This window comes from Geodermatophilus arenarius, from assembly GCF_042654585.1.
In the GTDB taxonomy this organism is placed as follows: Bacteria; Actinomycetota; Actinomycetes; order Mycobacteriales; family Geodermatophilaceae; genus Geodermatophilus; species Geodermatophilus arenarius.
The window spans coordinates 179,413-193,793 of sequence record NZ_JBHSGR010000001.1 but is presented as its reverse complement, the minus strand read 5'-3'; the positions used below and the strand labels follow the sequence as shown (position 1 = coordinate 193,793).

General features: G+C 76.2%; 14 protein-coding genes. 8 read left to right on the top strand and 6 right to left on the bottom strand.

Features of this window, described 5'->3' with window-relative positions; all coding sequences use genetic code 11:
• Positions 1-20: 20 nt before the first annotated feature.
• On the top strand, positions 21-299 hold the full coding sequence (locus ACFO3M_RS00900) for an Lrp/AsnC family transcriptional regulator (protein WP_387985857.1): 279 nt from the start codon (positions 21-23) through the stop codon (positions 297-299).
• A 109-nt stretch (positions 300-408) separates the two neighbouring features.
• A complete protein-coding gene (locus ACFO3M_RS00895) occupies positions 409-1,602 on the top strand; it encodes an NAD(P)/FAD-dependent oxidoreductase (RefSeq protein WP_387985150.1) in 1,194 nt (397 codons plus the stop codon).
• On the opposite strand, the gene ACFO3M_RS00890 is transcribed toward ACFO3M_RS00895, so the two are convergent.
• On the bottom strand, positions 1,581-2,309 hold the full coding sequence (locus tag ACFO3M_RS00890) for a B3/B4 domain-containing protein (RefSeq protein WP_387985147.1): 729 nt from the start codon (positions 2,307-2,309) through the stop codon (positions 1,581-1,583). The genes ACFO3M_RS00895 and ACFO3M_RS00890 overlap by 22 nt on opposite strands.
• Positions 2,306-2,896: a helix-turn-helix domain-containing protein gene (locus ACFO3M_RS00885; RefSeq protein WP_387985144.1), complete on the bottom strand. Its 591-nt coding sequence runs from the start codon at positions 2,894-2,896 to the stop codon at positions 2,306-2,308. Before ACFO3M_RS00885 ends, ACFO3M_RS00890 begins: the two co-directional genes overlap by 4 nt.
• Before the next feature lie 65 nt (positions 2,897-2,961).
• Here ACFO3M_RS00885 and ACFO3M_RS00880 point away from each other — a divergent pair, with 65 nt between their 5' ends.
• The 3 genes from ACFO3M_RS00880 to ACFO3M_RS00870 all read left to right on the top strand — a co-directional run bounded on the left by ACFO3M_RS00880 (position 2,962) and on the right by ACFO3M_RS00870 (position 6,043).
• Complete coding sequence (locus tag ACFO3M_RS00880; RefSeq protein ID WP_387985141.1) at positions 2,962-4,071, top strand: trans-sulfuration enzyme family protein; 1,110 nt, start codon at positions 2,962-2,964, stop codon at positions 4,069-4,071.
• Between the two features lie 116 nt (positions 4,072-4,187).
• Positions 4,188-5,537, top strand: a complete 1,350-nt coding sequence (gene gdhA, locus ACFO3M_RS00875; RefSeq protein WP_387985139.1) for an NADP-specific glutamate dehydrogenase — start codon at positions 4,188-4,190, stop codon at positions 5,535-5,537.
• Between the two features lie 110 nt (positions 5,538-5,647).
• On the top strand, positions 5,648-6,043 hold the full coding sequence (locus tag ACFO3M_RS00870; RefSeq protein WP_387985136.1) for a VOC family protein: 396 nt from the start codon (positions 5,648-5,650) through the stop codon (positions 6,041-6,043).
• Between the two features lie 6 nt (positions 6,044-6,049).
• Here the strand turns inward: ACFO3M_RS00870 and ACFO3M_RS00865 are convergent, their stop codons facing one another.
• The 3 genes from ACFO3M_RS00865 to ACFO3M_RS00855 all read right to left on the bottom strand — a co-directional run bounded on the left by ACFO3M_RS00865 (position 6,050) and on the right by ACFO3M_RS00855 (position 9,765).
• Positions 6,050-6,913, bottom strand: coding sequence for a PhzF family phenazine biosynthesis protein (locus tag ACFO3M_RS00865; protein WP_387985133.1), 864 nt, complete (start codon positions 6,911-6,913; stop codon positions 6,050-6,052).
• Positions 6,914-6,975: 62 nt separating this feature from the next.
• The gene (locus ACFO3M_RS00860; RefSeq protein ID WP_387985131.1) at positions 6,976-9,159 is read right to left on the bottom strand and encodes an MMPL family transporter; all 2,184 of its coding nucleotides are present in this window, start codon (positions 9,157-9,159) and stop codon (positions 6,976-6,978) included.
• A 6-nt stretch (positions 9,160-9,165) separates the two neighbouring features.
• The gene (locus tag ACFO3M_RS00855) at positions 9,166-9,765 is read right to left on the bottom strand and encodes a TetR/AcrR family transcriptional regulator (RefSeq protein WP_387985129.1); all 600 of its coding nucleotides are present in this window, start codon (positions 9,763-9,765) and stop codon (positions 9,166-9,168) included.
• 133 nt (positions 9,766-9,898) lie between these two features.
• On the opposite strand from ACFO3M_RS00855, the gene ACFO3M_RS00850 reads away from it, so the two are divergent.
• The 3 genes from ACFO3M_RS00850 to amaB all read left to right on the top strand — a co-directional run bounded on the left by ACFO3M_RS00850 (position 9,899) and on the right by amaB (position 13,642).
• Complete coding sequence (locus ACFO3M_RS00850) at positions 9,899-10,735, top strand: HpcH/HpaI aldolase/citrate lyase family protein (RefSeq protein WP_387985127.1); 837 nt, start codon at positions 9,899-9,901, stop codon at positions 10,733-10,735.
• Positions 10,736-10,820: 85 nt separating this feature from the next.
• Positions 10,821-11,978: an NAD(P)/FAD-dependent oxidoreductase gene (locus ACFO3M_RS00845; protein WP_387985125.1), complete on the top strand. Its 1,158-nt coding sequence runs from the start codon at positions 10,821-10,823 to the stop codon at positions 11,976-11,978.
• 134 nt (positions 11,979-12,112) lie between these two features.
• Positions 12,113-13,642 (top strand): L-piperidine-6-carboxylate dehydrogenase, encoded by a 1,530-nt coding sequence (gene amaB, locus ACFO3M_RS00840; protein ID WP_387985123.1) that lies wholly within the window; start codon positions 12,113-12,115, stop codon positions 13,640-13,642.
• Between the two features lie 33 nt (positions 13,643-13,675).
• Here amaB and ACFO3M_RS00835 read toward each other — a convergent pair whose 3' ends face one another.
• The gene (locus ACFO3M_RS00835; RefSeq protein ID WP_387985121.1) at positions 13,676-14,368 is read right to left on the bottom strand and encodes a hypothetical protein; all 693 of its coding nucleotides are present in this window, start codon (positions 14,366-14,368) and stop codon (positions 13,676-13,678) included.
• Between the last annotated feature and the right edge of the window lie 13 nt (positions 14,369-14,381).

Below are 14,381 nucleotides of genomic sequence, written 5' to 3'. Positions count from 1 at the left end.
TCATCACCGGGTACCGGGCGGTGGTCGACCCGCGGGCGGCCGGACGGGCCTTCCAGGTCGTCGTCGCGGTGGAGATCCGGGCCAACGACCGGCGCACCGTCGAGGAGTTCGAGGACGCCGTCCTGGCCTTCGAGGAGGTGGTCGAGGTGCGGCGGCTGTTCGGTGTCCCCGACTACTTCCTCCTCGTCGCCGTCGCCGACGCCGAGGCGTTCGAGGCGTTCCAGATGAACAAGTTGATCGGCCTCCCGGCCGTCGCCCGCGCCGTCTCCCACCAGACGATGCGCCTGCTCAAGGGCTGACCGCGGAGCCGCGGGACCCCCTCGCCGTCGTCGGCTCGCCGGGGGCGTGGCACTCCCCGCACCCGGTCCGGCAGAGTCGCGGCACCGTCACCCCCGGAGGAGGACACCCGTGACCAGCGCCCCGGTGCCGCTGTGGCAGGACGAGCCGTACCGCCCGCGGTCCCCGCTGCAGGGGGAGGCGCGGGCGGACGTGTGCGTGGTCGGCGCGGGCGTCGGCGGGCTGGCGACCGCCCGGCGGCTGCTCGACGCCGGCCTCTCGGTGGTCGTGCTCGACCGGCACGAGGTGGCGTCGGGCGCCAGCGGCCGCAACGGCGGCTTCTTCATCGCCGGCGCCGCGCCGATGTACCACGAGACCCGTGAGCTCTGGGGGCGCGAGCGGGCGGTCGCCGTCCACGCGGCGACGCTGGCCGCCCAGCGGGAGGTGCTCGAGGTGGCCGAGGCCGTCGGCGCCCGCGCGCACTTCCGCGTCGACGGGCTGCTCCGGCTCGCCGTCGACGCGGCCGAGGCCGACGACGTCCGGGCCAACGCCGCGGCGCTCGCCGAGGACGGCTTCCCCGGGCAGGTCGTGGCGGGCGACGACCTCCCCGGCCCGCTCGCCCGGCCGGAGCGCGCCGGGCTGCTCTTCCCGCACGACGGGTCGGTGCACCCGGTCCGCTGGCTGCGGGCGCTGGCCGCCGCCCTGGAGGCGCGCGGCGCGCGGGTCTTCGAGCGCTCGGCGGTGGTCGCGCCGCCGGCCGCCGACGGGGACGGCGTCGTCGTGCGGACGGCGGCCGGGACGGTGCGCTGCGACCGGGCGGTCGTGGCCGTCGACGGCGACCTCGCGGCGCTGGTGCCCACGGCGGCGGCCGTGCGCCCGCGGCGGCTCAACATGCTCGCCACCGCACCGCTCGGGGAGACGGTCCTCCCGTTCCCCGTGTACGCCCGCTACGGCCACGAGTACGTGCACCAGACCGCGGACGGCCGGATCGCCCTCGGCGGCTTCTCCGACCTCGACGGGGACGCCAGCTGGACCGACCGCGCCGAGGTCTCCGGGCCGGTGCAGGCGCGGCTGGACCGGTGGCTGCGCGAGGAGCTCCGGGTCGGCGCGCCGGTGACGCACCGGTGGGCCGGCGTCGTGGGCTTCGCCGCGGACCCCCTGCCCCGGTGCGGGCCGGTGCCCGGCACCGGCGGGCGGGTGCTCGCGCTGGGTGGCTACAACGGCACCGGCCACGTGCAGGCGTGGGTCGCCTCCCGCGTGGTGGCGGACCTGGTCGTCAGCGGCGCGAGCGCCTCGGCCGGGCTCTACGCCCCCGTCGACGCCTGAGCGCCGAGCAGCCGCCGGTGGACGACGGCGCCGGGGCCCAGCGCGAGCAGGGCGTCGGTGAGCGCGTCGGCCGCGGCGTGCGCGTCGTCGTCGGTCATCGGGTCCAGGACGTCCAGGATGAACAGCGCGCTGGTGGTGCCGGTCGTGATCCGGGTGCGCACGCCCTGCCGCCAGTTCCAGCGGCGGCAGGTGACCCCGGCGTCGTCGCGCCACACGACCTCGCCCGGCTCCGGGTGCTCGACCACCGTCTCCCCGCCCGCGGTGGTGTCGAACGGCTCGCTGCCGTCGGCGCGCACCAGCCGCGGCGGGCCGGCGTAGGCGGTGCGGTCCTCCCCGCCGAGCGGCAGCAGGTGGGCGACGGAGACGGCGTTGTAGACGTCGGTGATCCGGTCGACCCGGGGCAGACCGTCGGCGTTGAGGCGGCGCAGCAGCGCCTCGACGCTGGGTCGGGTGCGCTGCGGCTTGGCGCCGAAGGCCCGGTACGCCTCGCGCCAGGCGGCCGGGTGCGGCAGCTCCTCGGGCCTGCGCCCGTCCAGCCGCTCCCGCGCGGTGGCCTCGGCGGCGGCGAGGACGCGCTCGCTCACCGCGTCGCTGGGGCCGCCCTGCAGCCCGTCGGCGGTCAGCAGCAGCGCCCGGTAGTCCGGGCGCAGGGCGAGCACGGCGTCGTCGACGGCGGCAGCGGCCAGCCACTCCTGCGGGTCGGTCATCTGCGTCCTCCGGTGACGTCGGGCTGGAACACGGTCAGGGTGAAGCGGGCGGGGCCGGTCGCGTCGGCGGGGGCGGCGTAGCCGTGGGGGACGTCGCCGGCGAAGGCCGCGGAGTCCCCGCTCCCCAGCCGCTCGGTGCGGTCCCCGACGCGGAGGTCGACCCCGCCGTCGAGCACCAGCAGCAGCTCGCGGGTGCCGGCGCTGTGCGGCTCGCTGGTGTGCTCCTCGCCCGGGTGCAGGGTCCAGTCCCACAGCTCGACGACGTCGGGCGGCTCGGTGCCGGCGACCAGCAGCGCCCGCCCGCCGCGCGCGCCGCGCCACAGCACCGGTGCCTGCCCGGCCGCGGTGACAGTCAGCGCGCGGGGGCGCTCGACGTCGACCAGCACGGGCAGGCCGACGCCGAGGGCGTCGCTGATCCGCAGCAGGGTGGCGATGCTCGGGTTGCCCTCGCCGTGCTCGATGGTGATCACCATCCGGCGGCTGACGCCGGAGCGGTCGGCCAGCTCGTCGAGGGTCCAGCCGCGGGCGGTGCGGTGCTGCCGGACACGCTGCCCGATCAGCTCGTTGACCCCGGGCGCTTGCGTCATACCCGCTCACTCCTCGTACGCTGCTCTCGATAGTGCAACATACTGCATCAGAGGAGGCGGTGTCCGTGGAGCTGCGGGCGGAGACCCGGCTGGCGGTCCTGGGCCGGGGGAGCGGGGCGCCGGGGCAGCCGCTCAACGTCCCGATCGTGCCGGCGTCGAACTTCCGCGCCGCCCCGGCCGGGACGGCGGGGCGGGAGTACTCCCGCGACGACGGCACGCCCGGCTGGGAGGCGTTCGAGGAGCTGATCGGCGACCTCGAGGGCGGCTCCGCGGTGGCCTTCTCCTCCGGGATGGCGGCGATCGCCGCGGTCCTCGAGCTGCTGCCGGTGGGGGCGCGGGTGGTGGTGCCGCGGGACAGCTACACCGGCCTGCGCGCGCTGCTCGCGGACGGCGCGGCGGCCGGCGGGCGCTGGGCGGTGCGCACGGTCGACGCGACCGACCCCGGCGCGCTCGCCGCCGCGGCCGGCGACGCGGACCTCGTCTGGCTGGAGACGCCGAGCAACCCGCTGCTCCAGGTCGTCGACGTCGCCGCGGTCGCCGCCGCGAGCGGGGCGCTCGTCGCCGTGGACAACACCTTCGCCACCCCGCTGCTGCAGAACCCGCTGCGGCTCGGCGCCGACTTCGCCGTCCACAGCGCGACCAAGGCGATCGGCGGGCACTCCGACCTGCTGCTCGGCGCGGTGGTGTGCCGCCGCCCGGAGGACCGGGCGCGGCTGGCCCGCCGGCGCGAGGTCGCCGGGGCCACGCCGGGCGCGCTGGAGGCGTTCCTCGCGCTGCGCGGTGCCCGCACCCTCGCCGTCCGGCTGCGCCAGGCGCAGGAGTCCGCGGGCGAGCTCGCCCGCCGGCTGGCCGCCCACCCCGCGGTGGAGCGGGTGCGCTACCCGGGCCTGCCCGGCGACCCGCACGCCGCCCTCGCCGCCCGGCAGATGCGCGGGCCGGGCCCGGTGCTCGCCTTCGAGGTGGCCGACGCCACCACCGCGGACGCGGTGTGCGCGCACGTGCGGGTCGTCGCGTCCGCCACCAGCCTCGGCGGGGTGGAGTCCACCGTCGAGCGGCGGGCGAAGCTGCCCGGGCAGGAGCACGTGCCGGCCGGGCTGGTGCGCCTCAGCGTCGGGATCGAGCACGTCGAGGACCTGTGGGCCGACCTCGCCGCCGCGCTGGAGGCCGCCGGGTAGGTCCCGGGTACCGCCCGGCGAGGTGGGTACGTGCGAGGCGGACCCGGACCCGGACCGGGCATCATGACCGCACCGCGGATCCGGAACGGGTCCGGCCGAGGAGTGGAGGGATCCCCGTGGCCGACAGCCTCCCGCCGGTGGTCGAGCGCATCCACGAGGAGGTGCTGCGCCGCAACCCCGCGGAGCCGGAGTTCCACCAGGCGGTCCGCGAGGTGCTCGAGTCGCTCGCCGTGGTGCTCAGCCGGCACGGCGAGTACACCGAGATGAAGACCGTCGAGCGCATCTGCGAGCCCGAGCGGCAGGTCATCTTCCGGGTGCCCTGGCAGGACGACTCGGGCGAGGTCCAGATCAACCGGGGGTTCCGCGTCGAGTTCAACTCGGCCCTGGGTCCCTACAAGGGCGGGCTGCGCTTCCACCCGTCGGTCAACCTCGGGATCGTCAAGTTCCTGGGCTTCGAGCAGGTGTTCAAGAACGCGCTCACCGGCATGCCCATCGGCGGCGGCAAGGGCGGCTCGGACTTCGACCCCAAGGGCCGGTCGGACGCAGAGGTCATGCGCTTCTGCCAGTCGTTCATGACGGAGCTCTACCGGCACCTCGGCGAGTACACCGACGTGCCCGCCGGGGACATCGGCGTGGGCTCCCGGGAGATCGGCTACCTGTTCGGCCAGTACAAGCGGATAACCAACCGCTACGAGTCCGGGGTCATCACCGGCAAGGGCCTGGGCTGGGGCGGCGCGCTGGTCCGCACCGAGGCCACCGGCTACGGGGCGGCCTTCTTCGCCGAGGCGATGATGGAGACGGCCGGGGAGTCGTTCGACGGCCGGCGCGTCACCGTCAGCGGGTCGGGCAACGTCGCCGTCTACGCGATCGAGAAGGTGCACCAGCTCGGCGGCACCGTCGTCGCCTGCTCGGACTCCAGCGGCTACGTCGTCGACGAGAAGGGCATCGACCTCGAGGTCCTCAAGCAGGTCAAGGAGGTCGAGCGGGCCCGGATCGGCGAGTACGCCGAGCGGGTCGGCTCGGCGTCGTTCGTGGCCGGCGGCAGCGTCTGGGACGTGCCCTGCGACGTCGCGATCCCCAGCGCGACGCAGAACGAGCTCGACGGCGACGCCGCCGCCGTCCTCGCCCGCAGCGGCTGCCGCTACGTCGTCGAGGGGGCCAACATGCCGGCCACGCCCGACGCGGTCCGGGTGTTCCGCGAGGCCGGGGTCGCGTTCGCGCCCGGCAAGGCCGCCAACGCCGGGGGAGTGGCCACCTCCGCGCTGGAGATGCAGCAGAACGCCTCGCGAGACCGCTGGACCTTCGAGCACACCGAGGCCCGGCTGGAGGAGATCATGCGCGGCATCCACGAGCGGTGCCACGCCACCGCCGAGGAGTACGGCTCCCCGGGCGACCTGGTCCTCGGCGCGAACGTGGCCGGCTTCCTGCAGGTGGCCGAGGCCGTCCACGCGCACGGCCTGGTCTGAGGCGGCGCGGGAGGGTGACGGCCCGGTCTCCGTTGCCCCCCGGTGCCGGCCGGGTCTAGCGTCCGCGGACGTCAGCACGGGGGACCCGTCCCACCCCTCGGGAGCCGGTCATGCTGGACGACAGCCGCGTCGCGGCGAACATCCCGGCGAGCGACATCGACCGGGCGCGCGCCTTCTACGCCGACAAGCTGGGCCTCACCCCGGTGCGCGAGCTCATGGGTGAGGTCCTGGAGTACGAGACCGCCGGGGGGACCCGCTTCGGCGTCTACCGGACCGACTACGCCGGGCAGGCCGGCCACACCATCGCCCAGTTCCACGTCGACGACGTCGAGGCCCAGGTGAAGGAGCTCAAGTCCCGCGGGGTCGCCTTCGAGACGTACGAGGACATGCCCGGCGTCGAGTGGAGCGGGGAGATCGCCTCGATCCCCGGCATGGGCCGCGCCGCCTGGTTCAAGGACAGCGAGGGCAACGTCCTGTGCATCGACCAGGAGGACGGCCGGGCCTGACGCGGGTCACCCCGGGATCGGGACGGCGGTGCCGCTGACCTCGATGCCGCCGCTCCCGGCCGGCACGTGCACCGACAGCGTGCTCGGCCGCCCCATGTCCGCGCCCTGCAGCACGGTGAGCCGGGCGGGCACCGCCACGTGCCCGCCCTCCCGGAGGTACCCGCCGAGCGCCGCCGCGGCCGCGCCGGTGGCCGGGTCCTCGACGACGCCGCCGGGCGGGAACGGGTTGCGCGCGGAGAAGGTGGTCGCGTCCTGGCGCCACACCAGCGCGACCGTCGTCCAGCCGCGGTCGGCCATCAGCCGGCCGAGCCCGGGCACGTCGTAGTCGAGGACGGCCAGCCGCTCGCGGGAGGCGAGGGCCAGCACCGGGTGCCACGCGCCGGCGTAGGCCACCCGCGGCGGCAGCGCGGGGTCGAGGTCGCCCGGGGTCAGCCGCAGCAGCGCCAGCAGGTCGCGCAGGTCGCCGTCGGTCAGCGGCGCGGTCCGCGGCGGGACGCTGGTGAGCGTCGCCGTCCAGGCGCCGTCGGCGCCGCGCCCGGTCCGCACCGGCACCTCGCCGGCCGCGGTGCGCAGGTGCAGCGTCCCCGCGCCGGCGCGCTCGGCGTGCGCGACGGCGGTGGCGATCGTGGCGTGGCCGCAGAAGCTCACCTCGGCGAGCGGGCTGAAGTACCGGGCGTCCAGGCCGTCGGCGTGGGGGAGCAGGAACGCCGTCTCGGAGAACCCGACGTCGGCGGCGATCGCCAGCATCTCGTCGTCGGTCAGGCCGGTCGCGTCCAGCACGACCCCGGCGGGGTTGCCGCCGGACGGGTCGTCGCTGAACGCGACGTACCGCAGGACGTCGGGACGGTTCACCGGGCTCGTGTCCACCACCCCGCCATGACACCGCACGGCCCGCCTCCCCGGGAGGGGAGACGGGCCGTGGACGTCGTGGATCAGCGCGGGTCGCCGGCCAGCGCCGGCTCGCGCGCGGGTTCGGGGTGCCGCTCCAGCGCGGCGCCCTCGACGTCGAGCACCGGCAGCCAGCGCAGCCAGCGGGGCAGCCACCAGGCGGCCTTCCCGAGCAGCGCCAGTGCGGCGGGCACCAGCACCATCCGGACGACGAACGCGTCGACCAGGATCCCGATGGCCAGCGCGAAGGCGATCGACTTGATCGTCGCCTCGCCGGCCGGGACGAACCCGGCGAACACGCTGAACATGATCAGCGCCGCGGCGACGACGACCGGCGCGGCCTGCCGGAACCCGGTGCGGATCGCCTCCAGCGGCGGGGTGCCGTGGCTGTGCGCCTCGTGCATCCGCGACACCAGGAACACCTGGTAGTCCATCGCCAGGCCGAACAGGATGCCGATCACCAGGATCGGCGTGAGGCTCAGCAGCGGGCCGGTGGTGTCCAGGTTGACCACGTCGGCCAGCCAGCCCCACTGGAACACCGCCACGGTCGCGCCGAGCGAGGCGCCGATGGTCAGCAGGAAGCCCAGGACGCCGACCAGCGGCACCAGCAGCGACCGGAAGACCAGCACGAGCAGCACCAGCGCCAGCCCGACGACGAGCAGCAGGTACTTCGGCAGCGCCTCGTCCAGGCTCTGCGCGACGTCGACGCTGACCGCCGTCGCGCCGGTGACGTGGGCGTCGACGCCGTCGAGGTCGGCCAGCTGCGCGCGCAGGTCGGCGACGAGCTGCTCGGTGGCCTGCGTGGTCGGGCCCGACTCTGGGACCACGGTGAGCAGCGCGGCGGTGTCGTCGGCGTTGGGCACCGGCGGCGCGACCAGCGCGACGTCGTCGAGGCCGCTGACCGCGCCCGCGGCCTGCCCGGCGGCCTCCGCGGCCCGGTCGCCCTCGAACAGGACGGTGATCGGGCCGTTGAAGCCCTCGCCGAAGCCCTCGGCCAGCAGCGCGTCGGCGCGGGCGGCGGAGGTCCCCTCGGCCGGCGTCTGGATGAGCGTGGTCTGCATGGACGCGACCGGGATCGCGATCACGCCGAGGCCCACGATCGCGAGCAGCAGCGAGGCCGTGCGGAACCGGGTGACGGTGCCGACCCAGCCGCCGAGGAAGCCCCGCCCGCGGGCCGGCACGGCGGTCCCGGCGGTCGCCGCGGCGCGGCTCCTGCGCGGCAGCACCCGGTGCCCGAGCAGGGCGAGCACCGCCGGCACCAGCGTGAGCGCCACCAGCACGGCGACGACGATCGTCGCGGCCGCGGCCAGACCCATCTGGGTCAGGAACGGGATGCCGGCGACGAACAGCCCGGCCAGCGCGATGACGACGGTGAGCCCGGCGGTGACCACCGCGGAGCCGGCGGTGCCGACGGCCAGCCCGATGGACCGGTGGACGTCGGCGCCCCGCAGCAGCTCCTGCCGGTGCCGGGTGACGATGAACAGCGTGTAGTCGATGCCGACGGCCAGGCCGAGCATCGCGGCGAGGATCGGCGTGGTCGAGGACAGGTCGACGAAGCCGGTGGCGATGGTGATGCCCAGGACGCCGACGCCCACGCCGACGAGCGCCGTCAGCAGGTTCATGCCGGCCACGGCGAGCGCGCCGTAGGTGACGGCCAGGACGACCAGCGCGACGACGACGCCGAGGACCTCGGCCGGGCCGCCGACGGCCGGCACCTCCTCCAGCGCCTGGCCGGTGACCTCGACGGTCAGCCCGGTGTCGCGGGCGTCGGCGACGGCGTCGCGCAGCGCGTCCTGCTCCTCGGGGGTGACCCCACCGGCCTCGGCGTCGTACGTGACGGTGCTGTAGCCGACCGTCTGCTGCGGGTTGACCGACGGCGCGGCCGGGTCCAGGGGATCGGTCGCGGACACGACGCCGGGCAGCTGCCCCAGCGTGCCGGCCAGCCCGGTGACCGCGGCGGCGTTCTCCGGCGTGGTCAGCGTGGCGCCCTCGGGCGCGGCGACGACGACCCGCGCGGACACGCCGCCGGCCCCCGCGCCGAACTCCTCGCCGATCCGCTCCAGCGCGGTCGTGGACTCCTGGCCGGGGATGGAGAAGCTGGTCGACGTCGGCCCGGAGAGGGTGACCGCGCCGACGCCGCCGGCCACGAGGACCAGCAGCCACACGGCGAGGACGGCGAACCGGTGCCGCGCGGAGGAGGTCCCGAGACGGGACAACAGGACTGCCATGGACGATCAGGCCTCCGCCTGGGTGGGGTGGGAAGGGGTCGCGCGCGGACGGCGGTGGCCGAGCGCGTCGAAGCAGGTCGCGACGACGTACGGCCGCCACGCCGGGGTCAGGTCCGCCTGGCGGGCGGCCAGGGTGAGGACGGCGAGCGCGCCGAGGGCACCGACGACCCGGACGCACCGCTCGGGCTCGGCGGTCTCCGGGTCGACGCCGAAGGCGGCCAGCGCCATCGCGCCGGCCCCCTCGGTGAGGGCCCCCTCGGCGCCGGGCTCGCCCTGCGTGGCCGGCGCCAGGAGCAGCGCGACGACGCCGGGGTGGGCCAGGGCGACGTCGACGAGCACCTCGACGGCGCGGCGGTCCCGCGCCGGGCCCAGCGGCAGGTGTGCCACCTGGTCGAGCACCCGCTTGCCGAGCGTCTCCGCCTGCGCGAGCACGGCCTCGTGCAACGCGTCCTTGCTGGGGTAGTGGTGCAGCAGCCCGGCCTTGGACAGGCCCACGGCGTCGGCGACGTCCTGGACCGACGTCTTGGCGTAGCCACGCCGGGCGAAGAGGGCGGCGGCGCGGTCGAGGATCCCCTCGTCGATCTGCTGCCGGAACGGGCGGGCCACGGTCCCAGGCTACGGCCGACCGACCGATCCGGTCGGGTGACCGCCCGATCCGGTCGGCGTGGGGTCGCTCACAGCATCCCGCTGGGCGGGAGTCGCTCCCGGGTCTCCGCGCGCGCCGGGCGAGGATGACGTCATGACGACACGCAGGAGGGTCGGCCCGGCGGACGCGCGCTCGTGGCTCCTCGTCAACGGCGCCCGCCCGGAACTGTTCGCGGAGCGGTACGCCTCGCGCGCGGACCAGGTGGTGCTCGACATCGAGGACGCCGTCGACCCGGCCCGCAAGGACGAGGCCCGCGCCGGCGTCGTGGACTGGCTGCGGGACGGCGACCGGTCGACCTGGGTGCGGATCAACGACCACTCGACGCCGTTCTGGGAGGACGACGTCGCCGCCCTGGCCGGCCTGCCCGGGCTCGCCGGCGTGATGCTGGCCAAGACCGAGGCCGGCGAGCACGTCACCGAGACCTTCGACCGGCTGGGCGGCTCGACGCCGGTGCTCGCGCTGGTGGAGTCGGCGCTGGGCATCGAGGAGGCGGTGACCATCGCCCGCGCCCGCGGCGCCTTCCGGCTCGCCTTCGGCAGCGGCGACTATCGCCGCGACACCGGCACCAGCGCCGACGAGCTGGCGATGGCCTACCCGCGTTCCCGGCTGGTCGTGGCCAGCCGGATCGGCGGCCTGCCCGGCCCGATCGACGGCCCCACGGTGAGCACCAGCCACCCGGTGCTGCGCGAGCAGTCGGCGGTCACCGTGACCCTCGGCCTCACCGGCAAGCTGTGCCTGGACCCCGAGCAGGCACCGGTGATCAACGAGGTGATCAGCCCCGCGCCGTCGGACGTCGCGTGGGCGCTGGACTTCCTCGCCGACTTCGAGGCCCGCGGCCAGGTCATCCGCGACGGCAGCGACCTGCCCCGGCTCGGCCGGGCGCGCAAGATCCAGCGGCTGGCCGAGACGTTCGGGGTCCGGCCCGCCTGATCGGGTTCCGCGGCGGCCGGGTCGTGGTGCGGGGGGCCGCCAGGGCCCAGGATGGGGCTCCGTCCCGTCCTGAGCAGGAGGTCCCATGACCCGGCAGCTGCCCCGCTCGGCCTCGGTCGTCGTCATCGGCGGCGGGGTCGTCGGGCTGGCCACGGCGTACGAGCTCGCCCTGGCCGGGGTCCAGGACGTCGTCCTGCTCGAGCGGGACGCCCTCGGGTCGGGCTCGACGTGCCGGGCCGCCGGGGGAGTCCGGGCGATGTTCTCCGATCCGGTGAACGTCGCCCTCGGCGCCCGCAGCCTGGAGACCTTCCGCGACTTCCCGGCCCGCTTCGGGCAGGAGATCGACTTCGCCCCGGTCGGCTACCTGTTCCTCCTCGACGACGCCGCGGCCGTCGCGGACTTCGAGGCGGCGGTGGCGCTGCAGAACGACCTCGGTGTGCCCAGCCGGATGGTCGACGTCGCCGAGGCGGTGCGGCTGTCCCCGATGGTCGACCCGGACGGGCTGCTGGCCGCCGCGTGGTCGCCCACCGACGGGCACTGCACGCCCGAGTCGGTCGTGCTCGGCTACGCCTCCGCCGCGCGGCGGGCCGGGGTCACCGTGCTGCCGCACTGCCCGGCGACCGGCATCGACGTCCGCGACGGGCGCGTCGCCGCCGTCGAGACCGCGGCGGGCGCGATCGGGACCGGGGCCGTGGTCTGCGCGGCCGGCCCGTGGTCGGCGCAGGTCGGCGCGTGGGCCGGCGTCGACCTGCCGGTGAGCCCGCTGCGCCGGCAGATCCTGGTCACCGAGCCGGTGCCCGGCCTGGACCCGCACACGCCGTTCACCATCGACTTCGGCACCTCGTTCTACTTCCACCGGGAGGGCGAGGGCCTGCTCCTGGGCATGTCCGATCCCGACGAGACCCCCGGCTTCCGGCTCACCCGCTCCGACGCCTGGTTGCCCCGGCTGGGCGCGGCGATCGAGCGGCGGGCGCCCGCGCTGGCCGGCGTCGGCGTCGCCGGCGGGTGGGCGGGCCTGTACGAGATGACGCCGGACCACAACGCCCTCATCGGCCGCGCCGCCGACGTCGAGGGGTTCCTGTACGCCACCGGCTTCTCCGGCCACGGGTTCCTCATGGGACCGGCGGTCGGGGAGGTGGTGCGTGACCTGTACGTCGGCGCGCAGCCGTTCGTCGACGTCTCCGGGCTGGACGTCCGCCGGTTCGCCGGCGCCGGCGTCCGCCCGGAACTGAACATCGTGTGAGGACCCCTCTGCCCCCACCGCTCGATGAAGGACCCCGTCCCCCTCACCGCTCGCAAGCTCGCGGCGAGCCTCTGGACGGGGCCGCCGGCGGGAGACTGCACGATGGCGACCACACCCACCCTGAGGAGTGCCCTGTGACCACCCTGCCCACCGCCGAGGACCTCGCGCGCCTGGCGGCCGACGCCGCGGGCCGCTGCGGCGTCGACCTCGATGCGATCGCGGGCGACTTCCCGGTGACCTCCCCGGTGAACGGGCAGCGGGTCGCCTCGCTGCGCCGGGACACCGCCGCCGACGTCGCGACCGCCGTCGAGCGCGCGGACGAGGCGTTCCGCACCTGGCGGACGGTCCCGGCGCCGGTGCGCGGCGCGCTGGTCCGCCGGTTCGGCGAGCTGCTGCGCGAGCACAAGGCCGACCTCGCCACGCTGGTCAGCGTCGAGGTCGGGAAGATCACCTCCGAGGCGGCCGGTGAGGTCCAGGAGATGATCGACATCTGCGAGTTCGCCGTCGGCCTCTCGCGGCAGCTCTACGGCCGCACGATCAGCTCCGAGCGCCCCGGCCACCGGCTCATGGAGACCTGGCACCCGCTCGGCGTCGTCGGCGTCATCAGCGCGTTCAACTTCCCCGTCGCCGTCTGGTCGTGGAACACCGCGCTCGCACTGGTCTGCGGCGACCCCGTCGTCTGGAAGCCCTCGGAGCTCGCGCCGCTGTCCGCGCTCGCCTCCGCCGCCCTGCTGGACCGGGCGATCGCGGAGACCGGCGCGCCGGAGGGGCTGAGCCAGGTCGTGCTCGGCGGCGCCGACGTCGGCGAGGCGCTGGTCGAGTCGCCCGGGGTGGCGCTGCTGTCGGCGACCGGGTCGACGCGGATGGGCCGGCTCGTGGGGCCGCGGGTGGCCGACCGCTTCGGCCGGTCGCTGCTCGAGCTCGGCGGCAACAACGCCGCGATCGTCACGCCGTCGGCCGACCTCGACCTCGCCACCCGCGGGATCGTCTTCTCCGCCGCCGGCACCGCCGGGCAGCGCTGCACCACGATGCGCCGGCTCATCGCGCACGTCGACGTCGTCGACGCCCTCACCGAGCGGGTCGCGGCCGCCTACCGCCGGCTGCCGATCGGCTCGCCGCTGGAGCCGGGCACGCTGGTCGGGCCGCTGATCCACGACGCCGCGTTCAAGGCCATGCAGGACGCGCTCGAGGCCGCCCGCCAGCAGGGCGGGGAGGTGCTGGCCGGCGGGGGACGGCGCCTGGCCGACGAGGCGCCGGACGCCTACTACGCCGAGCCCGCGCTGGTCCGGATGCCCGGGCAGACCGACATCGTCCGGCAGGAGACGTTCGCGCCGATCCTCTACGTGCTGCCCTACCGCACGCTGGAGGAGGCGGTGGCGCTCAACAACGACGTCCCGCAGGGGCTGTCGTCGAGCATCTTCACCTCCGACCAGGCCGAGGCCGAGCGCTTCCTCGCCGCCGACGGCTCCGACTGCGGCATCGCCAACGTCAACATCGGCACCTCGGGGGCGGAGATCGGCGGCGCGTTCGGCGGGGAGAAGCACACCGGCGGCGGCCGCGAGTCCGGCTCGGACGCGTGGAAGGGCTACATGCGCCGGGCCACCAACACGATCAACTTCTCCGGTGAGCTGCCGCTCGCGCAGGGGGTGGAGTTCCCCATCTGACGGCGGCGGGGGAGCCCGGGCCGGTCGCCCGGGTCACCCCTCGCCCGCGTGCAGGGCCAGCACCCGACGGCCGAGGGCGTCGAGCGTCAGGGGCGTCCCGTCGACCGCCACCCGGGTGCGGGTCCGCTCGTGCGGTCCGCGACCGGCCAGCCGCAGGGCGAGCAGGGCGGCGAGCGCGGGCACCCGGTCGCGGGGGACCGCGGCGGGGACCCCGGGGAGCCGCGCGGCCGGGCCTCGCCACCCCGCGAGCGTGGCGCTCTCGAGGCCGGCGACCCGGACGGAGCGGCGGAGGGGGTCGGCCAGGAGCAGGTCCAGCACCTCCTCCGGCCGCTCCCGGGCGGTCAGCACGACGGGTGCGCGGGCCCCGGTCACCCGGTGCGGCCAGGCCACGTCGCGGGTGTCCACCGCGCCGGGGACCGCGTCGCCGTGCACCAGCGTCACCGGACGGCGCCCGCCCACCGGCACGTGGGCACCGGCCGCGGGCGGCAGGTCGACCTCGGCGCCCGGATCGGCCGCGGCGGCCTCGACCAGCCGGGTGAGCGTGCCGGCCACGGTGGTCCCGCCGGTGGGACGGGCGACCGTCCACCCGCCGGGCACCGCCCGCACGCGGACGCCGCGGGGAGCGGCGGCCCCGACCACCGCGGCCGCCGCCGACCGCGCCGCGGGGGAGCCGAGGACGGGGGAGGCCCAGTCCTCGGCCGGGCCGGGGCCGCATGCACCGCACACCTGGGGACCTCCG